We start from the raw sequence: 26,120 nt of genomic DNA, 5'->3' as shown, positions 1-26,120 counted from the left end.
GGCGGAGTCCCGTACCGAGCGGGTCAGGGCGTGTTCGCAGGCTCAGCCGCCGAAGGCGTCCCCGTAGGCGGCGCCGAGCGGCACCCGGGCGCGGCTGGGTTTGAGGCCGAACAGCCCGCAGCAGGAGGCGGGGAACCGGATGGAGCCGCCGACGTCGTTGCCGTGCGCTGCGGGGACCATCCGGGCCGCGACGGCGGCCGCGGATCCGCCGCTGGAGCCGCCGGTGGTCCGAGTGGTGTCCCACGGATTGCGGGTCGGCCCGTACAGGACGGACTCGCAGGTCGGGCTCATGCCGAATTCCGGTGTGGCGGTCTTGCCGAGGATGACGAGTCCGGCGGCGCGCAGCCTTCGTACGAGCTCCTGGTCGTGCTGTGAGACGTGGTCGCGCAGGAAGACCGATCCCTCGCGGAAACGGACGCCCTCCTGCTCGGTGATGAGGTCCTTGAGCAGGTATGGGACTCCGGTGAACGGGCCGTCCGGGAGACCGGCCTTGACCTGGTCCAGGGCCTGCTCGAATACCGGCGTGACGACGGCGTTCAGGTGCGGGTTGAGGTCTTCGACGCGGGTGATGGCCGCGGTGACGAGGTCCTCGGAGGTGGCTGCTCCGGTCCTGACGAGCTGCGCCTGGCCGGTGGCGTCGAGCGCGGTCAGGGCTTCCACGTCTCCGGGGCTGAGGGCCGTCATGGCCCTGGGCCGATGGCGCGGGCCGCTGCCGCCAGCGCCGCCTCGGCTTCCTTTACGGTCCGGCGGACGATCTCGCCGGCGGGCAGGATCTCGTGCACGAGGGCGGTCGACTGGCCGGTGAAGGGGAGGTATTCTTCGCCGCCGCCGGACCGGATCGCGGCCATCACGCGGGGCACGGTCTCTGCGGGGTCCACCTCTTCAGGGTGCTCGCGCAGGGCGTCCACCAGGGGGGTGCGAAGGCAGCGCGGTACCCCGGCACTGCCGGGGCGGTTGAACGGCGGCAGGATCCGCTCGCTGCCCACGGCCTTCACCGCGTCCGCGGCGGCGGACTCGACGATCCGGCTCTTCCATGCCTGCGAGACGCTCATCTCCTCCGATGCGAGGAAGCGTGTCCCCATCAGCACACCCTGTGCGCCCAGTGTCAGCGCCGCGGCCAGGCCGCGGCCGTCGGCGATCCCGCCGGCCGCGAGGACGGGTGTCTCGCCCGCCATGTCGACGATGTCGGGGACCATCACCATCGTGCCGACGTCCCCGCCCTGCCCGCCGGCTTCGCCGCCCTGCGCGACGATCACGTCGGCTCCGGCCCGGAGGGCCTCTTCGCCCTGGCTGCGGCTGGAGACCTGCTGGATCCAGAGGATGCCGGCATCGTGCGCCCGGGCGATCAGGTCGGGCGGCACCGCCAGGTGGAAGGAGATCGCTTTCGGCCGCTCCTCGATCGTGGCCTGGAACGCTTCCTCGTCGAGGGGGCGGCTCGTGTGGTTGATCGCGAACGGCCGGTCCGTCAGCCGCCGCAGCCGGGCCCACTGCTCCCTCAGTTCCGGGAGGGGCCGTACCGCCGTGCCGAGGCTGCCGAGCCCACCGACCTGGCACACTGCGGCCGCGAGATCTATCTCGTCCCAGGGGCCGAAGGCCGCGCAGACGACCGGGGCATCGATCCCTAGAAGGCGGCATACGGGGGTGGTCAGCATCGGGACCTCCAGCGGGCTCGCGACAGCCCTGCGGCGAGCGGCCATGGCACATGCCTCTCAGTCCCATGATTCCGTACACCGCCGTCGCGGGCCTCATGAAGGACCCCAGTCATGATCGGCCGGACGAGTCCGCTGCCCGGTACGTCGCTGTCAGCGGGGCGCCGCGGGTTGCCGGGCGGGGAGAGCCGGGCTCCGTCCCCGCAGTTTCGGCGCCCGGGATCCGACCGCGGCTCGAACCATGACCTTGGGGTTCAGCAGTACCGATGGGGGCGCTGCCCGCATCGCGAACGCCGCGAGTCGGCGGGAGATGTCGGGGTCGGACACGGCTGCTGTGCGGATCGCCCGCTGGAGCGAGCTGGGCGGCCTGGCGAGTGCCTCTCGTCGGCCGAGAGCGTCGTACGTGTCGATGAACCGGTGTGCCCGGCGGTAGCCGCGCAGCGCGCGGTGCAGGTCCCGGCCGTGGGCCAAGGGCTCGGCGGTCGCGTCGGCCAGCCACGCGGCACTGCGGAACGCCCAGCCGCAGCCCACGGCCGGAACCGGGTCCGAGGAGGTGGCGGCATCGCCGATCAGGACCAGCCCGGGCCGCGGTGTGGGGTCTCGGCGTATGCACGGGTAGTCGGTGGTGCCGATGAGGTTCGACACCCGCCGGGCGCCGACGAGGGAGGGCCCGTCCGGCAGGCACCCGACGAACCGGTCGAACGCGCCTTGCCGCTCCGCAGTGAACTCGGGCAGCCTGTCCTTCGCCGGGAAGACACCCACCTGGGTGAGCCCGTCGTCGACCCGGATACAGACGGCGACGTCCCGGCCCACCGGCCAGACCTGGCCGTCCCCGGGGCCGTTCATCGTCGCGCCCTCGTAGTAGGTCCAGAACAGGAAGCGCTCGTTCGGGGCCTGGTCCTCGGGGACCTCCGCGAGCCGGGCGACGGTGGAGTGGTGGCCGTCCGCGCCGACGACCAGGCGGGCGCGGAGTTCGGTGCGCTCGGCCTGGCCGTTCGCGGTGACCACACCCCGTACGCCGCCGGCGTGGTCCTGGAGGAGGCATACGACGCGGTGTCCCAGCATGAGGTCCACGCCCAGGGTCGCAGCGGCGATCTCGCGCAGCAGAGGGTCCAGCTTGCTGCGGCGCAGGCTGATCGCCGGCGGAACCGCACTGTCCGGCCGGGGGACGATCCAGCCGTGCTCCGTCCACACGCCGAGTCCGCTGGTCACGGCCGCACCGTGCGTGACCATGGGCTGCCAGAAGTCCAGTCGCTGCAGGACGTCGTGCGTGCCGCCGAGCACGAAGTGGCCGCACAGGGTCTTGTGCGCCTGGGGGCTGCGATGCCGTTCGACGAGTGCCACGCGCAGCCCGGCCCGGCCGTAGGCCGTGGCCGCGGTGCAGCCCGCGATGCTCGCGCCGACAATGATCACGTCGTAGTCGTCCATGACTGCCTCCGCTGCCGCGTTCCGTTCCTTCGGTCATGACGCAGCATGCGCAGCCGGGCCGGTCGCGGACATCGGTAGTCGATACCCAACCTTGTGGCGGCAGCCTGCCTACCATGGACAAGGTGACGGTCGGCCCCTGCACGCTCGAGGAACGGGACGGCGAGATCGTGTCGCTGACCCGCTGGTGGCGTGAGGCGTGTGCCGGCACGGGACGGCTCGTTCTCGTCGGCGGTGACGCGGGGGCGGGCAAGACCGTCCTGGTCGAGGAGTTCGGCCGGAGGCTGGGCGATGTGCGCCTGCTCCGTGGCAGCTGCGAACCCCTCACCACGCCGATTGCGCTCGGTCCGCTGCGCGACATGGCCCACAGCTTGTCGCCGACGCTGCGCCGGAAACTCACCGGCCCGGCCGATCCGGCGGAGGCACGCCGCCTGATGCTCGACGAGTTGCGGGGCGGCGCCGACCCCACCCTCGTGGTGCTCGACGACGCGCACTGGGCCGACGAGGCCACGCTGGACCTGCTGCGTTTCCTGGGCCGCCGCATCGAGGCCTGCCCGGCCATGCTCGTCGTGGCCTACCGGCAGGACGAGGTGGGGGCACGCCACCCCCTGCGCGTCCTGGCCGGGGACCTTGCGGCCCTTCCCGTCGTACGCCGGCTGACCGTGCCGATGCTGTCCGAGGAGGCCGTGGCACGGCTTGCGGCGGGAACGGACATCGACCCGGCCGAGCTGTACCGGCGCACGGGCGGCAACGCGTTCTTCGTGACCCAGGTCCTGGGGGATGGCCGGGCCACCGTTCCCCCCACGGTCCGGGACGCGGTGCTCGCTCGCGCCGCCCGCCTGGAGCCGGGTGCGCGGGAGGCCCTCGATGCCCTCGCCTGTCTCGGGACCCGGGCGGCCCCATGGCTGGTGGAGGCGGTTTCGGGCCGGGCGGCCGAGGACGTCGACGCCTGCCTGGACCGCGGGCTGGTCGCCGCCGATGACGGAGCGGTTGCATTCCGGCACGAGCTGGTCCGTGTCGCGATCATGGAGGCGATCCCGCCGGGACGCGCGGCGGCCCTGCACCGGCGGGCACTGGCCGTACTCGGTACACGGCCGCCCGGCGAAGTGGAACCGGCGCGGCTCGCCGATCACGCGGAGCGTGCCGACGACCGGGCCGCCGTGCTCGTCTACGCGCCCCTCGCGGCACAGCGGGCATCCGGGCTGGGGGCTCACACGGAGGCCGCGGCGCACCTTCGCCGCGCGCTCGCCGTCCTCCGGGGCAGGCTGGACGCGGACCGGGCCGGGCTCCTGGAGGAACTCGGTCGGCAGTGTCATCTCGCGGATGACCTCGACGGCGCCCTGCGCGCCCGGCAGGAGGCCGTCGAGGCGTGGCGGGAGGTCGGCGACGACCGTCGGCGGGGCGGGGCGCTGGTCGGGCTGGCGATCACCGCGGCGCACCTGGCCCGGGACATCCCGCTCGGGGAGAAGGCCTGCGACGAGGCACTCGCGCTGCTGGCGGGGCAGCCACCAGGACCCGAGTACGCACTCGCCTGCGCCATCCGCGCGAAGCTCTCCGGAATGGCGTTCCGCAACGCTGACGCGGTCACTTGGGGCGAGCGGCTCCTCGCCACGGCCGACGAGGACACCGGACCGCTGGATCGGGCGCTCGCGCTGTTGTCGATCGGCATCGGCCGCGCGCAGGACGGCGACGTGGCCGGCCTCGACCTGATCGCGGAGAGCGTCCGACTGGCGAACGAGGCATCCGCACACGATCAGGCCGGACTCGGCTACTTCTGGCTCCAGCTGATCTGCGTGACCCGCCGCTGGTACCAGCAGGCCGAGCGGTGGTACGGGGAGGCTCTCTCCTTCAGCGACGATCACGGGCAGGAGGTATGGCGCCAGTGGCTGCGTGCCTTCCGGTCACGGGCGCTGCTCGACCAGGGCCGATGGGACGAAGCCGAGGCGCTCGCCTCCGAGGTGCTGCGCACAGCGGGCGTGGACGACGGACGCAGGATGCTCGCCATGGTGGTGCTGGGCCGGCTGCGCTCCCGCCGAGGTGACTCCGATCCCCGCCCGCTGCTGCACCGGGTCCGCTCGGTCATGGTCACCGCCGAGCCGACCGTCGGCTGGATCATCGGTTCCACTCCGGCGCTGGCCGAAGCCGCGGCGTACACCGGCGACCTCGACCAGGTACGCACGGTGGTCACCCCGGCCCTGGCCGCCGCCGCGGCGCAGGGTGAGCCGTGGCTTCTCGGCGAGCTGGTCTACTGGCTCTCGCGCGCCGACGGACCGGCCGCAGTCCCGGAGCGGGCCGCAGAACCGTACCGGCTCCAACTGTCGGGCCGCCCGCGCGAGTCGGCGGAGCGTTGGCAGGAGATCGGCTGCCCCTACGAGGCCGCGCTAGCCCTCGCCGACACCACTGACGAAGGGATGCTGCGAGAGGCACTCGCGGCCTTCGACCGCCTCGGAGCACGACCAATGCGCGACATCACAGCCCGGCGCCTGCGCCGGCTCGGGGTGCGCGACATCCCCAGACGCCCTTCCCACAGCACCGGCCCCGATGGACTCAGCGCCCGTGAGCAGGAGGTGCTCGCCCTGCTTGCCAATGGCCTCCGCAATGCCGAGATCGCCGACGAGCTGTTCCTGTCGCGACGCACCGTAGAGCACCACGTCGCCGCCGTGCTGCACAAGCTCGGCAGCAAGAACCGGTCGGAAGCGGCTCGATACGCCCGGCGCAACGGCGTGTAGGTGGCGGCGCCGTCCTGCTGAGGGGGCCGTTCGATTGTCGAAGTCCCCCATTCGCCTCCCTGGCCGCCAGTCTGGTGAGCGGGGTGCCGGGATGTAGGGGAGCGGCGCGGTCTCGTTGTCCGGCGCGGCCGCGGCCGGATGCGGCACGTCGGGTCGCCGTCCTCCATAGCACGCCGTACCTGACGTGGCCTCGGCATGACGGCGGGCGGTTCGCCCGATGTCGCTTCGAGGTACGCAGTGTGATCGGCAGTGGGGGTCCAGAACTCGAACGCCGTCTGCTTCACCTTGACGATTTACCGTCCGGGACGGCGATGTCGGCGAGCCGCGAGACCTGGGGGACTTCGGGGATGGTGGCGTAGGGCTGCTTCCATCGAACCTTCAAGAGGTACTGGGCGACGGCGCTGACCATGTCCGCATGCGCATGTTCAGCATGCTGGTCCCCAAGGACCCCGCCGAGCGCCTGGCCCGCAACTTCCTCCTGCGCGAGCAGACCATCCGCTACAAGCACCCGCTCGAGACCTGGGAGACCCCGGTCCGCATCGAAGCCTGGGTGACCGACGTCAAGCGGGTCTCCCTCACCTTCCACTTTGAGGTGAAAGACGACGAGCGCGTCTACGCCACCGCGACCTCCGTCGTGGCTGGCTACGACTCCATCCGGAGTGGCATCCGCCGTTTCGAGCAGGACGAGCTCGACGTGTTCAACAGCTACGCCGACAGCACGCAGGACGCGGGCAACTGATCCACTTCGGGCCGGCCCATGGCTCATTCCCTGCCTTGCCAGGGGCTGGCAGACTGGCTTGCCGATCGGAGGTCAGCGCGCTCGGGCGAGGGCTGCGATCTCTGACATCCTCGGCCGAAGGGGGCAACTCTGACCCCAAACGGTCCGGAACGGTGGTGGCGCCGGCTTGGAGGCGGTGGCTACCGAAACTGGTCGATTCCACCGACCGGCGTACAGGCCATGAGCGGGTGCGCGGCGGCGCCGACGATCATCTTGAGGGCCAGGTCGATGTCGGAGCCGGTGGTTGTGCGGCCGAGGCCGAGGCGGAGGGTCCGGCGGGCTGCGGCCCGGGACAGGCCGATCGCGGTGAGGACGTGGGAAGGTTCGGCGGAGCCGGTGTTGCAGGCGGAGCCCGTGGAGGCGGCGAGGGTCGGCATGTGGTCTAGGAGGTCGGCGGCTTCCACGGCCGGGAGGGTGATGCTCAGGTTGCCCGGCAGCCGGCGCCGAGGGTGGCCGTTGACGGTGGAGCCCGGGATCGCGTCACAGAGCCGCTGTGCGAGGCGGTCACGCAGCGCCCGGATCTCTCCATTGGGGGTGACGGTGTCGGTCGTGATCAGCGCTGCGGCGGCGCCGAAGCCGACGATGGCGGGAACGTTGAGGGTGCCCGCGCGTAGCCCCCGCTCCTGCCCTCCGCCGGTCTGGAGGGCGGTAAGGCGGGTGCGGCCGCGGACGAACAGTGCTCCGATGCCCTTCGGCCCGTAGAGCTTGTGGGCGGATAGCGAGACGAAGTCGGCGTCGAGCCCGGAAGTGTCGATGAGGCCGTAGCCAGCGCTTTGTGCGGCGTCGGTGTGCATCAGGATTCGGCGGTGGTGGACGACCTCGGCGATGGCTTCGATCCGCTGGATGGTGCCGATCTCGTTGTTGGCGTGCATGACCGACACCATGACGGTGTCCGGCTTGAGTGCGGCGATGACGTCGTCGGGCCGGACGCTGCCGTGGCTGTCCACGTCGACGCGGGTGCAGGTGTAGCCGTGGTGGTCGACGAGGTACTGGCAGGCGGCGAGGACTGCCTTGTGCTCGATGGCGGTGGTAACGACGTGCCCGCCGTGGGGCCGGGCGGCCAGGGAACCGCCGACGATCGCGAGGTGGTTGGCCTCGGTGGCACCGGAGGTGAACACGATCTCGACGGGGTTCTTCGCACCGATGAGGTGGGCGACGTGCCGGCGGGCGGCGCTGACCGCCCGGGATGCGGCCTGGCCGTAGGCGTGGGCGCTACCGGGGTTTCCGAACTGGTCGGTGAGGAAGGGCATCATCGAGTCGAGCACGCGAGGGTCGAGCGGGGTGGTGGCCTGGTGGTCGAGGTAGATCGGCCGGTCGGTCATGCGGCCGCTCCCTTCGCTCGGCGGGTGGGGGCCGCAGCCGCAGCGTACTTGCGCTCGCCGTCGACGAGGTCCCAGTAGACGGTGCGCGCGTCGGCGAAGACGCTGAAGGCGGTGCCCAGGCAGCGCCAGTTGCGGTTGGGCTGGGCGCGAGTCAGGACGAAGGAGTCCTCAAACAGCCTGCCCGCGCGGCGCATCATGGCCGGCTGGGGGCTCTGGGGGCCGAAGAGGTGGAGGAAGCCGCGTCCGCGGAGCCAGGCTTCGGCGTTCTCGGCGCTAGGCGTTCCGGAGAGCTGGCCGCCGTCGCTGAGGGTCTGGGAGGCGAGGCGCTCCAGGCGGCGCCGTCGGCGGGCGTCTTCGCCGCCGGGGCACCGGTCGCCGGTGATGGTCCACTCGTGCCAGCGGGGGGTGCCGTAGGTGTCCCAGTCGACGTCGTTGAGCTGGGCGGTGACCTGCGGGGGGAGCTCACCGCGTGTGAGGTCGGCGACGTCGTAGCCGGGGCCGAGTCCTTCGAGGGTGAAGGTGCCCGGCTGGCCCGGGCCCGGGCGGTCCATACGGACCATCACGGTGAGCTTGTTGGTGAAGCGGTTGGTGGGGCCGGCGAGGATGACCGCGCGCCCGGCGTCCAGGAGCGGTGCAGCGCGCTGGGCGATGTCGGCGACGGGGAAGGTGTTGCCGCCGCGGTAGTACTGCTTGCGTTCGACGCCGCCGTCGGAGCGGATCATCAGGCGGTCGGTGTCGAGGGCGGCCGCGAGGACGCGGGCAGCGGTACAGATCTCGGTGGGGGTCTGGCCGGGGCGTAAGAGAGTTGCGTTGAGTGTGGGCAGGCCGACGCTGTGCAGGACGGCCATGGTGGCCCACTTCGGCCACCGGCGGTCGCGCGCGGCGCGGTCGAGTTCCTGGTGGCCGAGGCTGTGGAGCGGGCGGGGCAGGGTAGTGGTCACAGGGTGTCCCCCTCTGCGTCGTCAGGCGCCGGTGGCAAGGGCCGCGGTCAGGGTGTCGAACGTGAGCTGCCGGTGGTCGCTGAAGGGGTGGTCGCGCCAGTCGTACTGCTCGGGAATGCCGAGCTGGTCGGCGACCACGCGGCGGACGAACTGGCGCTGGAAGCGGCCGTCGGCCGGCCAGTAGTGGTGTTCGCCCGGGCGGGGCGAGAGATAGAGGTAGGAGCTCTCCGCGGCGGCCGGGAGGTCGGTGAGGGAGTCCAGCCGCCGGCCCGGGCCGCCGACCTCCTCGTACGCGGTGAGGATGGCGTCGGCGTCCTTGACGGGGATGATGTGGAGGTGGACGTGGCTGCAGCACGACGCGCCGCGCTCGCAGTCCCGCGGGCCGTGCTCGGCGACGATGGCCGGCCCGAAGTGGCTCTGGACCAGGGCGCGCATCGTCTCCAGGCCGACCTCGACCTTGTGGAGGTCGGTGGCGGGGAAGTCGGCGGCCGCGTCGAGGTGCTCCAGCGGCATGAAGAGGGTGTAGCCCGGGGTGAGGCAGCCGATGGTGGGCAGCAGCACCCAGCCGTCGGCCTCGGTGATGATGCGGGTCTTGGGCGCTCGCTCGTTGAACTCGGTGCAGAACTGGCAGTCGTCCATGGGTCTCACCTCTCGGACGGGCCGGCGAAGAACTCGTCGGCGTAGCGGCTTTTCAGGTGGGTGGGGTCGCCATAGAAGGGGTGCGCGGAGGGGACGGGGCCGCCGCCACGGGGGAGGAGGAGGCGGGCGACCGGCATGTCCGCGTGCAGGCGGAGGGTGGCCGGGCCGTGGTTGACGAGCTCCAGGGCCAGGTGGCCGGACCAGCCGGGCAGGACGTACGGGCTGGTGATGTGGACGGCCAGCCCGACGCGGGCCAGGTGGCTGAGGCCTCCGATCACCCCGTACACGTCGGGGCCGAGGGTGAGCGGCTGCGCGACGGGGACGATGACCATTTGCTGGGGGCGGAGGTTGTAGGTGATCCAGTTGTCGATCTGCACGCCGTAGAGGGCGTCGATGCTGGCCTGGTCGGCCAGGTCGACGATGCCGTAGCGGGGTTCGTGCAGGGGCTGGATCACGTTGCCCAGCGTCAGCAGCAGGCCGTCGCCTCGGAGTTCCCCGGGCCAGGTCACCCCTCCCGTTTCGGCGAGGTGCTTGATCGACTCGGCTGAGAGCATGGGGCACCCCTGGGCGTGAGGCAGTGGAGTGGAAGGGCGCCATCGGATCGAAGGCGTCTGAGAAAATGTTCCCTTGGTTAGCTCGCCATGTCTCCATGTCCGACCGAACATTTAGAGGTTTTCTGGGCGTGAAATGCGGTGAAGTCCACTACTCATGTCCGCTCGGACAGTGCAAGCTATGGGTGCTTGGCGGCGCCGCCGTCACGCAGGGGAGGGAAGCATGAGCTCGTTACCGTCCGGACCGCTGACCGTGCCCGGACCTGAGGGGTTCAGAGGCGATCTGCTGGGCTGCTCACCGCACTTGTTGGATCTGACCTGGGACCAGATGCGCACGCTGGTCGTCGTCCACGAGGAGGGCACCGCGCTGGCCGCAGCCCGGATCCTCGGGCGGGAGCAGTCCAGCGTCCAGAAGCAGCTGGACATCCTCAACCGCAACTTCCAGGCACTCACGGGAGAGTTGCTCGTGATCAAGCAGGGCCGGGGCCGCGAGCTGCTGTTCACCCCGACCGGGCTCGAGGTCGTCGACCGCATCCGGGCCACATTCTCCGACTGGCTCCAGGGCATCGCGGCGTCCCGCCGGCGGCTCGGCAGCCAGCTGACCGTGGGCACGACGGAGTTCACCCTGGGGTTCCTCGGGCGGGTGTGGGAGCGTATCGAGCCGGAGTTCATGGAGCGCGAGGTGGAGCTCAAGGTGGTCCACGTGCGCACCCGCGACTTCCGGCAGCGGCTGGACTCCAACCAGGTGGACCTGCTCTGCGGAGGGATGGCGGCGCCGGCCGACGGCGGGCTCGTCGCCCCGGAGTACGACTTCTTGGAGTGGCACCGTGAGGGCCTGGCCCTGCTGACCAACCTGCCCGTGCGCGAACTGCCGGCCCGGAAGGTCGGCGTGGAACGGCTGCGCAACCTCCCGCTGGTCATCCCCTCCCGCGGGGTGATCGCGGACTTCGTCGAGCACTGGTACGGCCCGGACTTTCGCGCGCACCTGCAGATCGTCGCCGAGATCGACGACATTTACTACGGACTGGCACTGTTGCGGTCCGGCATGACCTACGGCTGCATGCTCTGCGCCCGGTCTATAGGCGAAGCCGCCGTCCAAGGCCGGCTGCCCGGCGGCGAGGGCTTCCGCCTGGTCGAATTCGCCGACGACTTCGACCCCGTGCTGGAGCTGGTAAGCGGGGTGTTCGCGCGCAAGGGTGAGCGGGACTCCTACGACGCCTCCCACCCGCTGAACATCCTGTGGGAGGCCTTCCGCGAAGAGGCCGCCTCCGGCCGGCCGCTGCCCCTGTGACCCGAAGGAGCCCTTCATGCTGCTCGCCTCGATCAACCTGAACAAGCGCCTGGGCGCGGACGGGGCCCGGGCCCGCCTCGCGGCCTGGCTGCGGTCCCGCGATGTTGCGGTCGTCGTTGCTCAGGAGCCGTACAAGCCGGCCGACCGGCGGCCGCCGGTTCTGCCGGGCTACGTCTTCGCCGGCGGCGACGGCCACCTCGCCGCCTGGGTGCGCGAGGACGTCCGCGTGCCGGTCGTGTCGGCGCCGACGCATTGGGCCCAGCGCCTGGAGCTGGGCTGGCTTACCGTCGTGCAGGTCCATCTCGACGCGTACACGAGCGCTGCGCGCGCGTCTCAGCTCATCGACCTCGCGTCGATGGCCGCTGGCGAGAAAGGGCGGCCGTTGCTGATCTGCGGGGACTTCAACCTGGCGCCCCGGCCGGAGGATGGCGTCTACGGCGACGAAGTCAGCGGTTTCACGGCCGACGCCGAGCGCAAGGCCCTGGAGCAACTGCTCGACTCCGCTGGCCTGGTGGACACCACAAAGGGCGAGGGCGACCCGACGTTCACCTTCGAGCGCACGTTCTCCGGCCGGCTCAGCCGATTCCGGTGCGATCTGGCCCTACTCAGCGACCACCTGGCGCCCGAGACCCCAGTCACCACGGACGGCACGGTGCGGACCGGAGAGCGGGCGTTCACGGACCACTCCGCACTGCTACTCGATCTCCCGGTCACGCCCGACGCGGCGGATCCGCCGGAAGACGTCCTGTTCTCGATCGGGGAGCTGACCGGTGCCGATCCGGCTCCCGGTGTGCACCGGGCTTACCAGCCGCACAAGACAGCCATGAGCCGCCAGGGCCCGTCTCCTGCTGCCCGGGCCGTGACGGCCACCCTGACCGGCCCGCTCGGAGTGTCGACGCTGCTGGACCACGGGTGCGGACGGGGAGCGGACGTGGCGCACTACCGGTCCGCCGGGCTGGAAGCGGACGGCTACGACCCTCATGCGGACTTCGGGTGGCCGCGGCCCGAGCGCGGCGGGTACGACCTGGTGACCCAGGCGTTTGTCCTGAACGTGTTGCCTAACCCCTGGGAACGCGTTCGTGCCCTCCAGGACGCCGCATCGTTCGTACGGCCTGGAGGGCACGTGTTGGTGGTGACTCGCTCACCCGAGGAGATCACGAAGGCGGCGGCCGCCGGGGGCTGGGCCCGACACCATGACGGCTTCTGGTCCAGCGAGGGCAAGGGGACCTTCCAGCGCGGGATCAGCGCCGAGGAGGGGGTGCTGCTTGGCCGGCACGCAGGGCTTGCGCCCGCGGGGAATTCGGCGCCGAGGCTCTCGCTGTCCGGGGTGAGCTATGTGCTGCTAGGCAGGGTGGCGGGCTAGATGCCGGTCTGGGCCGGCGGCTGCTCGATCAGCGGTTGCCGGTCCAGACGATGCGGTCGGCGAAGCCTCCGCGCTGGTCGGCCTTGTCCTGGCGGATCTTCTCCAGCTGCTGCTGGTCGATGCCGTAGTCGGCGGCCAGGGCGTAGACGACCTCCATTACGTCGGCGAGCTCCTCCGGGGCTGTGGTCGCGTCCGCCTCCTGGACTTCGCGGACCTCCTCGGTCAGCTTCGCGTGGAGGCGGGCCCGGTATTCCGTCGGCTCCGCCACGTAGACCTTGGGCTCAAATCCGTCTTCGCGGATGATCTCCGGAATTCGGTCCCGGACCAGCTTGCCTTCGAGCAGCACGTTCTCTCCCGCACCAGTTCGCCTGTGGCAGGCAGCTTGCCCACCGTCGTGTTGTTGGAGCCTAGAGACGGCGCCTCGTGCGCCGCCGTGAAAACCACAAATCCCACCCGATGCATTCACCCGGGCGCTCACTCGCCGGCGGCAGAGCTCACCTGCCGCAGCGTGCCTTCGGCCCACAGCTCCGTTCCCGTGGCGACCATCAGGTCGAAGTGGTCGATGTGGTCCGGTGCGCGCTGAAGACAGGTGAGCACTCCGCTCGGATCCTGGCGCCGTCGTACGGCCGCCCAGCCACACGTCCTTTCGAGGTACCACGCGACATTCATGTCGCGGACCGAGCACCTGATCCACGCGGGTGGCTGGTCCTGGCGGGCGGCGTAGTCGCCGGCCCACAGCGTGATCAGCCGCCCAAGGCGCCGGTGTTCCGGGTGCGTATGGACCAGGCGGAGCGCCCAGCTGGGCTCGGCGCGCTCGTCATCGGTCCAGGCACCGCCAGGGTCGCCGTGCTGCAGAGCGAGGGCGGCAACGAGCTGCTCGTCCTCCCACATACCGACGAGCTGGGTAGCCGGGTCGGGGGCGGACAGGAGGCGGAGAAGGACGCTGCCGTCGTCCCAGGTGGGCCTGCCTTCTCTCTCGTCGTGGTCCTGGCGGTCACGGATGAGACGGGAGACGGGCTCCCGGTCCTCGTTGGTCAACTGCTGCATCAGGTACATGGTGGTCGTCTTCTTCTAGGCGGAGGGCTTGATGGCGACTCCGGCGTAGCCGGCGGAGTGGAAGTCGGGGGCTTTCGATTCGTGGTGGCCGGGCTGGTGCCGCGCAGTGGGGATGACACGCACGGGACCGCCGTATAGGTCCTCCCAGTCCCCGAACAGGTCTGTGGCGAAGCCGTGGCCGCGGGGGCGGAAGGAGAGGCCTGCCTCGGCGTACACGCCCGTGAGCCGCTGGATCCAGGTCGGGGTCATGTCAGCGGTTGCATGCGTGATGGACAGGGCGCTGCCGGGTGGCAGCCACTCACGTAGGGAGGCGACGCAGCGGCGTATGGCGTCGTCGTCCGGGATCCACGGGAAGACGTCGTGGGCAAGGACGGCGACCGGGCGGTCTCGGGTCACCGCGGCTTCCCGCGTGAGCTGCTCGAGGAGGTCGACCGTGTCCGTGATGTCTGCGAGGAGCGTTCGAGTGCGGGTCTGACTGGCGGTGGCCGCGATCTCGGTGCGCCGGGCGTTGACGACGTCGGGGTCGTTGTCGACGTAGGTGACGGACGCGGCATGCCAGCGCCGTTGCACGACCTCGTGGGTGTTCTGGGACAGGAGCGGATCGGCGGCTCCGTGCTGGCCATTCGCCGGATACCCACACCCGAGGTCCAGGATCTGAGTGATCCCTCGCTGGGCGAAGGTGTCGGTGATGAGCAGGTGGTGCTCACGGTTGATCCTGGCTGCCGCGGGTTGGCGAGGGAAGACGTTCCTGACGGCGCGTGCGACGTCCTGATCGCCTTGGTGGGGGCTTCGTGTCCCGAGCCAGATAGCGGACAGTCTGGAGGAGCTGGTCTGCAGGGGAACCGGTTTCGCCATGGGTAGACGTTCATCGGCGAGGCTCACGCCGTCGTCCTCTCGCAGGTGCGGTCGGGTCTGGGGCCGGCTCGTCCCCCGCAATAGCCGCCGGGACGTAGTAGCCCGGACCGTAAGGTCCATGTGCGTCGAAGCGGAGGGTCCCCTCGGCCGTGAGGAACCTCAGCGCGCGCTGTACGTGGTGCGGAAGAAGTCCGAACTCTGCGCCGAGCAGACCAGTAGGCAGAGCCTGCTCCGGCACGTAGTGGCCGGCGCGTATCCGGTCGCGGACGGCACCGTGTAGAGCCCGGTCGCGGGGGTGCGGTTCCCGTGGGCGCAGTCGTACCGGCAGAGTCCCGGTGTGCAGGGCGATCTCGCCCCGGGCGTCCAGGCGCAGGAGACCTTGGAGCACATGCTTCTCCGGCAGCCCCAGGGCCCTGGCCAATTGCTTGGTGCTCGGGAGAGATGCGCCTGGCGGGTACGTGGTGGTGACGTGCCGGTGCACGATGACGCAGGCGCGGTCCAGGACCCGCATGCTCTCAGGCCTCGGCGCAGCGGATGGAGCGGTGTTCATACCGAGGCCGCTGGAGGTGTGACAACGGCGGGCCCTCTGGACCGTTGCCTGGCCCACCTGGTTGGAGCGAAGCCGACTGACGTCTCGTCGGTGGTCGGCGCCGGGGTCGTGTCCGAGGGAGCCGGGTCCAGGACCTCGTCAACGACCTCTCCCGTCATCCAGGCCAGTCGGCGCAGGAGGCCAAGGTCCTGGGTGTCGAGGCGCAGCCGGTCGTGGACCTCGCGAAGGAGGAAGCGTGCTCGCGACCGAGTCTGTTCGGTGAGCCCCGTCCGGATCTGGCGGGAGGCGCGGTCCGTGAGCGAGCCGAGGGCCACCGCCATGCTGGCGGTCAGCGGCCGGACGTCGCGCGGGTCGAGGGCGTCGTCGAGGACACGATTGAGGGTGTCCCACAGCCGACTGTCCTCGCCGGTGATGTCCTCGTATCGCGAGACTGCGAGGGCGCGCAGCAGACGCCAGGCCATCGCTTCCGCCTCAGGGGCGGTGTGAAGGGTCCCGGCGTGCGCCCCAGTGCCCGGCCATGGAGGCGGAGAGGGTAAGCAGGCTTGCGGTGAGGGGATCGGTAGCGACAGACCCACGGAAACTCCTTGGGCAGAAATGGATGTCGGGTGCCAGCAATGGGTAGGGGAGCCGGCCGTCACCAGGCGCGGGGTGCGGTGTGAGGCCCCGCCGTGCCGCACGGTCTCGTGCCGGGTCTCGACCGCCCCCCCACGGGGCATGGCCGTGGAGTGTCCGGGACGTCACCCGGCGGCGCATTGCGTACCGTGTGACTGAACAAGGAGCCGCGTACCAGTTCCGCCTCAGAGTCTTCGAGTCCGGTCCAGTGGACCTGATCGTCAAAGTCGGGCAGCGTCACGAGCGATCGGTCCTGGCGCGTGCGATCGGGCAAGTGCTTCCGGTGCGAGCTGCGCAGGCAGGCTGTTCGGCGATCAGTAGGTAGGCGCTGATGACCTTCCCCTTCCCGTCGGGTCTGGGGGAGGCACTCCAGTGGGCGGTCAACTGCGTGACGATGGACAGCCCGCGGCCGTGCTCCGCCAGGGTGCCCGGGAAGGTGGCCTTTGGAATCGGGGGCGCGGGATGAGGGTCCGCTACCTGGGTGATCAGAGCTTCTCCGGGGACCAGGGTGAGCGCGACCATGCATTCGCTCGTTGAAGGGTCCGGATTGGCGTGCGTGACGGCATTGGTGACCAGCTCACTGCAGACCAGCGTGGCAGCGTCTTCCAAGTCCGGATGGCCCCACCAGGCCAACTGGTCCGCGACGAAGTCCCGTGCGGTTTTCACGGATTCAGGGCGGCTGGGCAGATTCATACAGGCCGAGACGGCGGTGGGTGAGGCCAGTGCCTTGAGCATGTTGTCGCGCGTGATCTGGTGGGGGTTCATCGTTTCACCTCGTTCCTCTTCCGCGGTCGTGGACGGTCTTGCAGATTGCTCGGGTGGACGCCGGGGATGCCCGAACTGCAGCCAACGAAGTGGCTCTTGCGGCTACCGTTACGCTCAGCGAACCGTGATTCACTCGGCGTGGGTATCCCGTGGAGGGTGCGGTACCGCGTAAGGCACGTAAAGATCGTTTCGTGGACGGGGGCTTCCGGTGCCGCGTGAGCGCAACATCCTGCTGGAGGGCGTGCTGAGGCACCTGAGCTGGTCGCAGGCAACGACCGCCCGGCATCTGCAGCGTGTGGCGGCCGAGGTCGGTGCCGACGACTTGAAAGCGGTGTCGGCCTCGCATGTAAACCAGTGGGTTCGCGGATCGCACCCTGAGGCGTCGGCGACCCGTATCTTGTGCGAAGCGTTGTCGCGAGGGCTGAGCAGCCGAGGGACCCATCGGGTCGTCACGGCAGCCGACATCGGGCTCAAAGACCCTGATGAGAAGGCAGGTTCCGCAACCCGGGACAGCGACTCGATCGCACAGCTCGTCGATCTCGGGGGGACCGACTTGGACCTGGAGCGCCGCCGCACCCTGAAGGGTGCAGCCTTCTCTCTCGCGGGGATGTTCCTGCCGTCCGACCGATGGTGGCAGGACACCGTCACTGCAGCTCAGTCGCGGAAGCCGTCGGACGCATGGCAGGTCGGCCCGGACGACGTGGCCGCCGTACGGGAAATGACGCAGCTGCTTTCCCAGCGTGAACAGCGCCGCGGCGGCCAGGACGGCCGCTCCGCCCTCGTGGCCTATCTCCGGACCGACGTCGCCAATTACCTCGGCGGCCGATTCCCGGACCACCGCACACGGCAGGAGATGTTCACTGCTGCTGGCGAACTGGCATACCTGGCTGGCTGGACCGCTTTCGACTCCTCCGAACACGCACTCGCCCAGAAGTGGCTCGGTGTTGCCCTTCGTCTGGCCGCCGAAGCCGACGACGCTCCCCTGGCCGGACACATCCTCCGAGCTCAGGCGCACCAGACCCTAGACCTCGGTCATCCCACCCAAGCCCTCCGACTGGCCGAGGCCTCCGTTGCCCACCGCCGCTACACGGATGCGAGCCCGCGCGAACGCTCCCTCCTGGGGGTCGTTCATGCAAGAAGCCTGGCGGCAGCCGGTCACAAGCAGCAGGCCATCGCCGCTCTGCTGCGTGCAGAAGACGACCTGCGCCATGCTGAAAGCGGAGACGGCGAGCCTGCCCGAGTCTTCTTCTTCTCCGAGGCGAGCCTCGCGCACGAAACGGCCCGCACCCTGCAGGGCCTCGGAGATCTCCGCGGAGCTGAACGTGAGTTCCAGCGCAGCGTCCGCACCCGCCGAGCCCAGTCTTTTGCCCGCACCCACGCGGTCACCCTCGGCCTCCTGGGCGCGGTGCAGATACAGCGCGGAGCTGTCGATGCGGCCTGTGCCACCTGGTCCCAAGCCCTGGACACCATGCAGGGAGTCCAGTCAGGCCGGGCCCTGGACACCGTGGTCCAGATGCGCCGATCCCTGTCTCCTTACCGAGGCCGCGGAGGAACGTCGCTGGCCCAACTGGACGATCGTGCCCGCCTGGTGATCAGCCGGGTACGCTGACCGCGCCATCACAGCACCGGCCCGGACCGGGGAACACCCAGCCCGTGCTGGTAGTCGTAGGGGAGGATTTCGTGGACGACCCGATCACGTTGGAGGCCGTTGCCCATGTCGTCGGCGGCCACGAGAAGCCGGCCGATGACTACCAGGGGGGAGCCGAATCGATCATCCGCCTTCGCCCGGACTTCCCGCTGGACACCTTGCAGGGCCTTGAGGAGTTCTCCCACCTGATCGTCACCTGGCGCTTCCACCTGGGATCCGATGCCGACCTCCACCTCGGAGCCCGCAGCCCCCGGAACAACCCGGAGTGGGAGCCCACCGGCACCTTCGTGCACCGAAACCACCGGCGCCCCAACCGTATGGCTACCAGCTTTCCCCGGCTGCTCAAGGTCGAAGGACGGGATCTGCACGTCACCGACCTTGACGCTGTCAACGGCACCCCGATCTACGATCTCGGCCCCTACTTCGAGCAGATGGGACCCCGCGGCCCCATCACCGCCCCGGCCTGGCCGGCGGTGATGCTGGAGCACTACTGGGACCCTGCTGCCGAGCGACCCTGACCTTGGGAAGGGGCGGAGGACGGTGCCTGCTGGGCCTCCATGCCCCTGCGTGGCGGGTGGTTGGTCGTGCTGGACAACGTTGACGACCCGGGTGTGGTGGGACCTGGTCGTGAGCCGGTGGCGGGTTACCTGGGGTGAACGCCCCGGGCCTTACCCACCCACGCCAGATCGGCGCGGGCTGAGCAGGACCCTAGCTCGATCAGCATCCCCGCGGGGCAAAACCTCCGGCGGGCGCATGGGCTGATCGATACGCTTCGCAGATCACCAACGTCGCTCCTGAAGCGACGTGCACACCGTGCGGGGGGCAACATGGCGATCACCTTCGCTGTCACCGAGATCATGCTCAATACGGGCCTCACAGTGGAGCCGCCGCAGGACGGCATGACGCTCTTCATCGGCTCCAACAACAGCGGCAAGTCGCTCCTGCTTCGTGAACTCGACGCTCAGATCGAGCTCCCCGGTACGACAGCCGGCAGGACCACCCGGTGGATCCGACAAGCCCTCCCACGGCACAACGGGAGCAGCGAGGAGTTCACGGCCTGGCTGGAGGAGCGCGGATACCGGAGCTGGACACCCAGTACGGCTGAGCACTACGTCTCTCCGAACGGGGACAGGATCCTCAAGGACTCCATCCCGCACCGCTGGCCGTCTTTCACGCTCGCGGAGCTCGCGCCCTTCCTCAAGCAGACGCTGTGGACCGACAATCGCCTGCAGGTCGAAGCTGAGGTGGACCACTGGGACTCTTTGCTGCCACCAGAGTCCAAGCTCCAGTACCTGTACGAAGACCGGGCAGCAGAGTCGCGTTTCTCCGAATCGGTGCATCGAGCGTTTGGCCACCACGTCTGTGTAGACCGCTACGACGAGCGGATCAGACTCCGCGTTGGCCAGCCCCACCCCGACCTGCGGGACGCCCTCCCGGGGGCGGCGCGAGAAGTCGCCGCAGCGTACCGGGCCCTGCCCTTGGTGTCGGAACAGGGCGACGGGTTCCGCAGCTTCGTGCAGATCCTGCTTCAGGTGATGGTGCGGCCCGCGCCCCTTGTCATCATCGACGAGCCCGAGGCATTTCTGCACCCGCCGCAAGCGCGCCTCCTCGGCCGTCTTCTGGCTGGCCTCCAGGGGCAGACTCAGCTGTTCGTCGCAACGCACAGCGCCGACTTCCTCGCCGGAGTCCTTGAAGCGGAACAGGCCCGCCCGGTGTCGATCGTCCGTCTCGACCGGTCATCAGGCACCCCTGCCGCCCGGCTGCTCAACCCGGACGCCGTGCAGGGCCTGCTGCGCACTCCCCTGCTGCGGTACTCGAACCTGTCCTCCGGTCTGTTCTACGACCGGGTCGTGCTCTGCGAAGCCGCCGGTGACTGCCAGTTCTACGCCGCAGCCTTTGACGCCACCAAGGATGCATCGGCCGCACACGACAACACCCTCTTCCTCCACACCAGTGGCAAAGCGCCTCTGGCCGACACCGCGCGGCGGCTACGTCAGTGCGGTATCCCCACCGCGGTCATCGCCGACTTCGACTACCTCCGGTCTGGTCTCGCCCAGGCCGTCACAAGCCTCGCCGGCGTCACCGAGCACCTGGACGCGGACCTCAAATGTCTCCGGGAGCATGCGGCCGGATCCCGGAGCGAGACCTCCGCAGGCGGCTTCAAGACCGAGATGAACGCGCTCCTGAAGGGCGTCAGGGCCAGCGACCCGCTCCCGGATCGGGTCCTCGGTGAGCTCACCAAGCTGGCCAAGGGCGGTGACCGGTGGGGGGACCTCAAAAAGTCCGGCCTGGCCGGCCTTCAGGGCGATCCGTACAACGCTGCGGAGCGCCTGCTGCAGGCGGCTGCCGACTTCGGCCTGTTCGTGGTGCCCTGCGGCGAGCTGGAGTCCTGGGTGCGTCAGGTGCCCCGAGGCGACAAGGGGCTCTGGTCTCAGAAGGTCTTCAATGAGGGATGGCACGCAAAGCCGACCGGCGAGCTGAAGGCCTTCTGCAGCAGCATCCGCGCGTACCTCAGGGACGGAGCGGCGGACTACACCCGAGCCGCAGCACAGGCCCTCCAGGTCAGCTCCCGCCTCGACCGCGAGCACGCTGTCGTGACCAACCGCAGCGACGCCCCCCTGACGGAAGTGCGGGTGATTCGCGCCACCCATACCCACGACGGCCGCCATCACATCCAACCGCTCTGGGGCACACCCAAGAGCAAGTCCTCCGGTGTCCTGTCGGCGGGAGACGAGTTCTCCGTGCCGCTGTTCCTGATGAGCGACGGCGAGGGATACGAAGGGTTCCTCCCGCAGGGCTCCACGGACCAGGAGCTCATGGTTCACTTCCGAGACCGTGCCGGCCTGTGGTGGGAACGCATCGGCGACAAACCCCCCGTCCCGCTGCCCTCCGGCCCTTCCGAACCCGACCTCGCGCCGCAATAACCGGCCACGGCCCCACCTCGGCCCTCGGGAAGTGGAAGTCACCGGCTTCGGCTTCCACCGCAGAACGAGTACAGCGGATGCGAACGACGTCACCAGCGCTCTCCTGTGGCCGGAGCGCCAGTCTGCAGGTCTGTTTCCGTAGGCCAGCCCGGTTGTGAGTTCAAGCTGCCAGGCCAAGGTCGAGGAGCTTGGCGGCTTGTCCGAGGGTGCCGGGCATGAGGTGTCGGTAGGTCTTGAAGGTGATCTCGATGCTTTTGTGCCCCATCCACTCGGCTACATCCGTGATTGCAATGCCGTGACTTAGGCAGTTCGACGCGAAGAAGTGGCGCATGCTGTAGATGACCATGCCGTCGGGTATGTCGAGATCGCCCCGTCGTTTCATTCGCTGCCATTGGTTCTGCAGCAGGTAGGGCTGGAAAGGCCGTGTGGGGTCACGGGGGTGGCGAAGCAGGTAGCCGTCGACGTTGCCGTACGTATCGGCGTACCACTCGATGGTGTTTCTCGTCCTTGCTGGCAGCGGGACGTCGCGGTACTCGCCAGTCTTCCGGTGCTTCAGGCGGTCGTAGGTCTTCGTGGTCTGGTTGACCTGCTCCGTCACGCGGTAGACGTCGTCGGCCACGAGGTTCCGGAGATTGACTGCGGCCGCTTCGCCGTTGCGGAGGCCGCAGCCGCTCATCAGGTCCACCAGGAGCATCAGGGTGTCGTCGCCTGCGACGCGAACGGCCTGGAGTTGCTCCGGGGAGGGGATCACGGCGCGCTTGGGGTCGTACTGGGGAGGCTTGACTCCCGAGAGCGGGTTGTCGTCAAAGAGTCCCAGGCGATGTGCGTCGAGGAGGATCGCCTTCAACTTGTCGTAGGCATTGGACTGGGCTGCCAGGCCGACACCGTTCCGCTCCATGGTGCGGATGAACCCGTCGACGACCTTGTGGTCGAAGCTGCTCATCCTGCGGCTGCCGAGGGCCGGGAAGATGTGGTGCTGCAGGAGCGAGTCCAGGTGACTGAGGGACGCCGGCGCCAGGTGTCGCTGGCCGTCCTTCCACTCCGCCGTGTACTCCCGCAGCTGCATGGGACCGTACTCCGCGATGCGCTCGGCCTTGGCGTTTTGCCTCGGAGCGGCCTTCCTGGCCTTGTAGAGAGTGGTCAAACGGTTGATCGCCTCGTCCTCGGTGGCGAACCCCGACTCCTCGGCCTGTCTGCCGCCGGCGTTCCTGTAGCGGACCTTGTAGGGGTGGGGGCACTTGGCCCACCGGGAGGGGGAGTGCTCGCACTCCTTGAAGAAGCTGCCCATGCCTCGTGGGAGCGTCTTGGCGGCCATCGCTGAGGCCTCCTCGGATTCCGATGCTGACAGTTTGCTGACCGTCAGCGATCCGGAACCCATTTGACCTGCGAAAACGTTGTGCTGCACCGAGATGTTCTGGAACTGGATCGGGCGCAGCAACGAGGAGATCGTACAAGCCCGCAAGGACTGGATGGAGGGCACCCGCTACGGGCGAAGTGAAGGGCTACGACGGCCCCCCGATCCCCGCTCCGCCGCTCCCGCCGGGGCCGCTGAAGGCGCGCGGACGGGTGCGCTGACCTGCATGTTTTAAGATCGGTCCGATCGGCCCGAGGCCAGCCGGAGCGAAGCTGACGCCTCGCGGAGATCCTTCCGGAGGGGCCCGCGGCAGGGGCTCCCGGAACCCGATTTCGCGGCTCCGTGCTTTCCCATGAGTTCGAAGCCGGACGCTGCTCGGTACAACGCGTTGTACCGAGCAGCGGGTCGCGGGTTTCCCCCGAGCGCGGCCATCGGGTGGGCACCGGTCCGGGCGTGCGGCGGGAACCTGTACACCCTCGGCGGGCGCGTCTAGCCTTGAAGGAGATGAACTCCCGGGGGCTGGACATCTGCCGTGGAGTCGGTCGGCCATGGAGACTTGCGTCGCACGGCAGGGCAGCGGGGCGCCTCATGCCGCCGTTGCCCGGAGCAGATGCGCGTCTCTGTGTTCCGGTGTGTTTGCTCCGCCGGCCGCGCGCTCCCCACCCGTCGCATTCGATGCCGGCGTCGCCCGCGATGTCGGACGACGGCAATTGTCAAGCGATCGGGAGTAGTCATGACGTGGAGTATCTCCGGCAATTACCTGGCCGGTTGCTCGTGTGCGGTGGTGTGCGGCTGCGCCGTCGATGCGATGCCGCACGACCCGCAGGGGCTTGAGGAATGCCTCGGGTGCGCCGCCTTCCATGTGGAAGAAGGGCGCTTGGACGATGTGAACCTGTCCGGGGTGGATTTCGTCCTCTACAACCACTTCCCCTCCAACCTGACCTCCGGCAACTGGAAGGTCGGCCTGGTCATCGACGAGGGGGCCACCGACGAACAGACGGATGCGGTGACGCGCATCGTGTCCGGGAGCGAGGGTGGTGCGTTCGGTGAACTCTCGCAGTTCTACGGCGAGAATCTGGGCGTGGAGCGGGCGAGCGTCTCCCTGACCGACGGAGAGAAGCCCCGGCTGAGCGTCGGAGGGAAGACCGAGCTGGAATTCGAACCCCTGAGGGGGCCCGATGGCGGGCCCACGACGATGAAGAACGCGATGTTCGGGTTCGCTCCGGAATTCACTCTGGGCCGCACCGCCGGCAGTTCAAATGCATTCGGGCTGTCGTTCGAGGGTGCGTATGGCGAGGTATCCGATTACGTCTTCTCAAGCGAACAGCCCGAGGGCGCGCCCACCGGACGGGGTTGAGTCAGGCGCGCAACAGTTGCTTTCGTTTGAATGCGGGAGGGCACGGCGACCTCTCATCCTGTCCACCCGGTCATCTGCTCCATGGGCGGACCCGATGGGTCCAGGCCGGGCAAGAGCCAGTCCTGGAAGGGGGCGAGTACGGCCAGGATGAGGAACGCGAGGCCGACGGCCCAGGTCAGCCAGGGTCCCTGCCGCCACAGCTTCTCCAGGAAGATGACGGCCGCCAGTGCGGCCATCGCGGCCACGTTCATGACGCCGAGGGGAATCAGGACCAACATCAGACCCCAGCAGCATCCGACGCAGTAGAGCCCGTGGTGCGCGCCCACCCGCAGGTCCTTCGCCCAGGGCCGGAAGCGCGAGTACTGGAGCAGCTGGAACATCGGGTTGCGGCAGTGCCGCAGGCAGATTCGCTTCAGTGGCCCGAACTGCTGGGCCGCCGCGAGGAGGAACACGGCGGCGCCGATCCAGCGGCCCGTCGTGGGGTCGCGGTCCACGAGGTGTCCGGTCACGGCCAGGGCGCCGTACGCGACCAGCCCGAAGGCGGTCCAGGCGAGGAGATAGCCGCTGACGAATTCGGCGATCCGCAGGGCACGGGCGGGTCCGGCCGAACGGCGGTTGATCCCGCGTACCCAGGTGATGGCCACGGGTGCGACGGACGGCAGCATCATCGCCGCCATCATGACCACCCACAGCAGCAGGAAGAGGGGCAGCGCCAGGCCCATGGTGCCGGGCTCCATCCCCATGTGGCGGGACTGCCCGATGGTGAGCACCCACGCCAGGGCGGCCAGCAGGACCATCAGGATCCATGCGACCGCCAGGTCACGCGCGGGCAGGAGGACACCGGGCTGCGTGGGGGCCGGCGGGGCCAGCCGGAGGTGCGGCATGGAACGCCTCCCAGGGATGCGAGCTGCCCTCTCCAGCAGATCACAGAACTCGAAGGCCCAAAACCTGGGAGCCGGCCGACAACGGGTCAGCCGATCCCTGTCGACCCGGGCCCCCCGGATCAGCGGTGCAGCGGCCGGAAACGACGCAGTCGCGGGCTGTTGGAGACGACGAATGCCGAGGAGGAGGCCATCGCGGCCCCGGCGATCGCGGCGTCGGTACCGGTGCCCATGGCCAGGCCGAGGTCGGCCTGGGCCAGAGCGGCCGCCCGGATCACTCCTGAGCTGCGGGCCCCCACCCGGAGACGGGAGGTCCGGTCAGGCCTTCGACTTGGCGTCGATCTCGGCGATCAGGCCCTCGATGAGGCCCTTGATCTCGTCGCGGATGGGGCGGACGGCCTCGACGCCCTGGCCGGCCGGGTCCTCGAGCTGCCAGTCGAGGTAGGTCTTGCCGGGGAAGTACGGGCAGGCGTCGCCGCAGCCCATCGTGATGATGTAGTCGGAGGCCTGCGCGGCCTCGGGGGTGAGGACCTTCGGCTTCTGGTCGGAGATGTCGATCCCGAGCTCGGCCATGGCGGCCACGGCGGACGGGTTGATCTGATCGCCGGGCACGGAACCGGCGGAGCGGACCTCGACACGGTCCCCGGCGAGGTGCCGCAGGAATCCGGCCGCCATCTGGGAACGGCCCGCGTTGTGGATGCAGACGAAGAGGACGGACGCGGCAGGGGTGGAGGACATCTGTTCTTCCTTGGGGATCGGGCAACTGCGGGGATTGGGGTGTCCGTCGGGTTCGGGGACGGGCCAGTCGAGGTAGCGACGGCCGGGCACGACGGGGCAGGCGTCGCCGCAGCCCATGGTGATCACGACGTCGGCGGCCTGGACGACTTCCTCCGTCAGCGGCTTCGGGTAGGCATCCGTGACGTCGCCCCCGGTCCGAAGTGCCCGGCGTACCGGGAGGCGAGACGGGCGGCCCCCGCAGCCAGACGTTCGTCCGGCAGAAGGGGCGAGGAAGACGTGGACATGGCGTTCCCGTTCAAAGGAGCCAATAGGGTCAGCTCGGGCTGGTGTCAGCCTCAGCTGATGTGACAGTATCAGCACATGATGACGTCAGTCGACACTGAACTGATCCGGGTGCTGGCCGACCCGCTCAGGTTCCGGATCGTGACCCTGCTCGCCCGCGAGACGCTCTGCACCACCCACCTCGTGGAGGAGACGGGTGCCAAGCAGACGAACCTCTCCAACCACCTGAAGGTGCTGCGCGAGGCCGGGGTCGTGGAGACGGAGCCATGCGGCCGGTACACCTACTACCGCCTGCGCCCGGAAGTCATCGAAGCACTCGCCGGTCAGTTCGCCGACCTCGCCCAGACCGCGCGTGCCACCGCCGAAGCGAACCTCAAGCGGTCCTGCCCATAGCCTTCCGCGCTTTGCCT

General features: G+C 69.4%; 25 protein-coding genes and 2 pseudogenes. 11 read left to right on the top strand and 16 right to left on the bottom strand.

Annotation, left to right across the window (positions count from 1 at the left end):
- Nucleotides 1–42: 42 nt before the first annotated feature.
- The 3 genes from AB5J51_RS07690 to AB5J51_RS07680 form a co-directional block, all read right to left on the bottom strand.
- Nucleotides 43–684 carry an amidase gene (locus tag AB5J51_RS07690; RefSeq protein WP_369777252.1) on the bottom strand — a complete coding sequence of 214 codons (642 nt, stop codon included), beginning with the start codon at nt 682–684 and terminating at the stop codon, nt 43–45.
- Nucleotides 681–1,697, bottom strand: a complete 1,017-nt coding sequence (locus AB5J51_RS07685; RefSeq protein ID WP_369777251.1) for an NAD(P)H-dependent flavin oxidoreductase — start codon at nt 1,695–1,697, stop codon at nt 681–683. Before AB5J51_RS07685 ends, AB5J51_RS07690 begins: the two co-directional genes overlap by 4 nt.
- A 105-nt stretch (nt 1,698–1,802) precedes the next feature.
- Entirely contained in the window at nt 1,803–3,077 is a 1,275-nt protein-coding gene (locus AB5J51_RS07680; RefSeq protein ID WP_369777250.1) for an FAD-dependent oxidoreductase, read from the bottom strand.
- A gap of 113 nt (nt 3,078–3,190) precedes the next feature.
- On the opposite strand from AB5J51_RS07680, the gene AB5J51_RS07675 reads away from it, so the two are divergent.
- Together AB5J51_RS07675 and AB5J51_RS07670 are read left to right on the top strand one after the other, a co-directional pair.
- Nucleotides 3,191–5,803, top strand: a complete 2,613-nt coding sequence (locus AB5J51_RS07675) for an AAA family ATPase (protein ID WP_369777249.1) — start codon at nt 3,191–3,193, stop codon at nt 5,801–5,803.
- 331 nt (nt 5,804–6,134) lie between these two features.
- Nucleotides 6,135–6,542, top strand: coding sequence for an acyl-CoA thioesterase (locus AB5J51_RS07670; RefSeq protein WP_369780230.1), 408 nt, complete (start codon nt 6,135–6,137; stop codon nt 6,540–6,542).
- A 179-nt stretch (nt 6,543–6,721) separates the two neighbouring features.
- On the opposite strand, the gene AB5J51_RS07665 is transcribed toward AB5J51_RS07670, so the two are convergent.
- From AB5J51_RS07665 to AB5J51_RS07650, 4 genes are read right to left on the bottom strand one after another with little or no spacing between them, the layout of a single operon-like run.
- A complete protein-coding gene (locus AB5J51_RS07665) occupies nt 6,722–7,903 on the bottom strand; it encodes a cysteine desulfurase family protein (protein ID WP_363124976.1) in 1,182 nt (393 codons plus the stop codon).
- Nucleotides 7,900–8,844, bottom strand: coding sequence for a hypothetical protein (locus tag AB5J51_RS07660; RefSeq protein WP_369777248.1), 945 nt, complete (start codon nt 8,842–8,844; stop codon nt 7,900–7,902). Before AB5J51_RS07660 ends, AB5J51_RS07665 begins: the two co-directional genes overlap by 4 nt.
- A gap of 21 nt (nt 8,845–8,865) precedes the next feature.
- Nucleotides 8,866–9,483 carry a hypothetical protein gene (locus tag AB5J51_RS07655; protein ID WP_369777247.1) on the bottom strand — a complete coding sequence of 206 codons (618 nt, stop codon included), beginning with the start codon at nt 9,481–9,483 and terminating at the stop codon, nt 8,866–8,868.
- A gap of 5 nt (nt 9,484–9,488) precedes the next feature.
- Nucleotides 9,489–10,037, bottom strand: coding sequence for a hypothetical protein (locus AB5J51_RS07650; protein ID WP_369777246.1), 549 nt, complete (start codon nt 10,035–10,037; stop codon nt 9,489–9,491).
- Nucleotides 10,038–10,257: 220 nt separating this feature from the next.
- Between AB5J51_RS07650 and AB5J51_RS07645 the strand changes: the two genes are divergently transcribed.
- Both AB5J51_RS07645 and AB5J51_RS07640 read left to right on the top strand, forming a co-directional pair.
- On the top strand, nt 10,258–11,325 hold the full coding sequence (locus tag AB5J51_RS07645; protein WP_369777245.1) for a LysR family transcriptional regulator: 1,068 nt from the start codon (nt 10,258–10,260) through the stop codon (nt 11,323–11,325).
- Nucleotides 11,326–11,341: 16 nt separating this feature from the next.
- Nucleotides 11,342–12,688 carry a methyltransferase domain-containing protein gene (locus AB5J51_RS07640; RefSeq protein ID WP_369777244.1) on the top strand — a complete coding sequence of 449 codons (1,347 nt, stop codon included), beginning with the start codon at nt 11,342–11,344 and terminating at the stop codon, nt 12,686–12,688.
- A gap of 28 nt (nt 12,689–12,716) precedes the next feature.
- Here AB5J51_RS07640 and AB5J51_RS07635 read toward each other — a convergent pair whose 3' ends face one another.
- The 3 genes from AB5J51_RS07635 to AB5J51_RS07625 all read right to left on the bottom strand — a co-directional run bounded on the left by AB5J51_RS07635 (nt 12,717) and on the right by AB5J51_RS07625 (nt 14,599).
- Nucleotides 12,717–13,034 carry a nucleoside triphosphate pyrophosphohydrolase gene (locus AB5J51_RS07635; protein ID WP_369777243.1) on the bottom strand — a complete coding sequence of 106 codons (318 nt, stop codon included), beginning with the start codon at nt 13,032–13,034 and terminating at the stop codon, nt 12,717–12,719.
- A gap of 128 nt (nt 13,035–13,162) precedes the next feature.
- Nucleotides 13,163–13,735 carry a hypothetical protein gene (locus tag AB5J51_RS07630; RefSeq protein WP_369777242.1) on the bottom strand — a complete coding sequence of 191 codons (573 nt, stop codon included), beginning with the start codon at nt 13,733–13,735 and terminating at the stop codon, nt 13,163–13,165.
- Between the two features lie 24 nt (nt 13,736–13,759).
- A complete protein-coding gene (locus AB5J51_RS07625) occupies nt 13,760–14,599 on the bottom strand; it encodes an SAM-dependent methyltransferase (RefSeq protein WP_369777241.1) in 840 nt (279 codons plus the stop codon).
- Nucleotides 14,600–14,717: 118 nt separating this feature from the next.
- Between AB5J51_RS07625 and AB5J51_RS07620 the strand changes: the two genes are divergently transcribed.
- The gene (locus tag AB5J51_RS07620) at nt 14,718–14,879 is read left to right on the top strand and encodes a hypothetical protein (RefSeq protein WP_369777240.1); all 162 of its coding nucleotides are present in this window, start codon (nt 14,718–14,720) and stop codon (nt 14,877–14,879) included.
- Nucleotides 14,880–15,145: 266 nt separating this feature from the next.
- On the opposite strand, the gene AB5J51_RS07615 is transcribed toward AB5J51_RS07620, so the two are convergent.
- Nucleotides 15,146–15,610, bottom strand: a complete 465-nt coding sequence (locus AB5J51_RS07615) for a hypothetical protein (protein ID WP_369777239.1) — start codon at nt 15,608–15,610, stop codon at nt 15,146–15,148.
- Between the two features lie 388 nt (nt 15,611–15,998).
- A complete protein-coding gene (locus AB5J51_RS07610) occupies nt 15,999–16,526 on the bottom strand; it encodes an ATP-binding protein (protein ID WP_369777238.1) in 528 nt (175 codons plus the stop codon).
- A 208-nt stretch (nt 16,527–16,734) separates the two neighbouring features.
- Here AB5J51_RS07610 and AB5J51_RS07605 point away from each other — a divergent pair, with 208 nt between their 5' ends.
- From AB5J51_RS07605 to AB5J51_RS07595, 3 genes are all read left to right on the top strand, one after another.
- Nucleotides 16,735–18,135, top strand: coding sequence for a Tat pathway signal protein (locus tag AB5J51_RS07605; protein WP_369777237.1), 1,401 nt, complete (start codon nt 16,735–16,737; stop codon nt 18,133–18,135).
- 71 nt (nt 18,136–18,206) lie between these two features.
- Complete coding sequence (locus AB5J51_RS07600; protein ID WP_369777236.1) at nt 18,207–18,692, top strand: SAM-dependent methyltransferase; 486 nt, start codon at nt 18,207–18,209, stop codon at nt 18,690–18,692.
- Between the two features lie 309 nt (nt 18,693–19,001).
- A complete protein-coding gene (locus tag AB5J51_RS07595) occupies nt 19,002–21,098 on the top strand; it encodes an ATP-dependent endonuclease (RefSeq protein WP_369777235.1) in 2,097 nt (698 codons plus the stop codon).
- Between the two features lie 160 nt (nt 21,099–21,258).
- On the opposite strand, the gene AB5J51_RS07590 is transcribed toward AB5J51_RS07595, so the two are convergent.
- The gene (locus AB5J51_RS07590) at nt 21,259–22,536 is read right to left on the bottom strand and encodes a tyrosine-type recombinase/integrase (RefSeq protein ID WP_369777234.1); all 1,278 of its coding nucleotides are present in this window, start codon (nt 22,534–22,536) and stop codon (nt 21,259–21,261) included.
- Here AB5J51_RS07590 and AB5J51_RS07585 point away from each other — a divergent pair.
- Nucleotides 22,508–22,673 (top strand): annotated as a pseudogene (locus AB5J51_RS07585) (pirin); the annotation flags it as partial. The gene AB5J51_RS07590 and the pseudogene AB5J51_RS07585 overlap by 29 nt on opposite strands.
- 512 nt (nt 22,674–23,185) lie before the next feature.
- Nucleotides 23,186–23,809, top strand: a complete 624-nt coding sequence (locus AB5J51_RS07580) for a DUF1326 domain-containing protein (protein ID WP_053790352.1) — start codon at nt 23,186–23,188, stop codon at nt 23,807–23,809.
- 53 nt (nt 23,810–23,862) lie between these two features.
- On the opposite strand, the gene AB5J51_RS07575 is transcribed toward AB5J51_RS07580, so the two are convergent.
- The 3 genes and pseudogenes from AB5J51_RS07575 to AB5J51_RS07565 all read right to left on the bottom strand — a co-directional run bounded on the left by AB5J51_RS07575 (nt 23,863) and on the right by AB5J51_RS07565 (nt 25,428).
- A complete protein-coding gene (locus AB5J51_RS07575; RefSeq protein WP_369777233.1) occupies nt 23,863–24,693 on the bottom strand; it encodes a DUF2182 domain-containing protein in 831 nt (276 codons plus the stop codon).
- A gap of 119 nt (nt 24,694–24,812) precedes the next feature.
- A pseudogene (locus AB5J51_RS07570) lies at nt 24,813–25,025 on the bottom strand (hypothetical protein); the annotation flags it as partial.
- Complete coding sequence (locus AB5J51_RS07565; RefSeq protein WP_053790350.1) at nt 25,009–25,428, bottom strand: arsenate reductase ArsC; 420 nt, start codon at nt 25,426–25,428, stop codon at nt 25,009–25,011. The pseudogene AB5J51_RS07570 and the gene AB5J51_RS07565, both read right to left, overlap by 17 nt.
- 360 nt (nt 25,429–25,788) lie before the next feature.
- Here AB5J51_RS07565 and AB5J51_RS07560 point away from each other — a divergent pair, with 360 nt between their 5' ends.
- The gene (locus tag AB5J51_RS07560) at nt 25,789–26,103 is read left to right on the top strand and encodes an ArsR/SmtB family transcription factor (protein ID WP_369777232.1); all 315 of its coding nucleotides are present in this window, start codon (nt 25,789–25,791) and stop codon (nt 26,101–26,103) included.
- Nucleotides 26,104–26,120 lie beyond the last annotated feature (17 nt).

This window comes from Streptomyces sp. R33 (assembly GCF_041200175.1).
In the GTDB taxonomy this organism is placed as follows: Bacteria; Actinomycetota; Actinomycetes; order Streptomycetales; family Streptomycetaceae; genus Streptomyces; species Streptomyces katrae_B.
The sequence above is the reverse complement of the archived record's forward strand: the minus strand, read 5'-3'. Positions and strand labels throughout refer to the sequence as shown.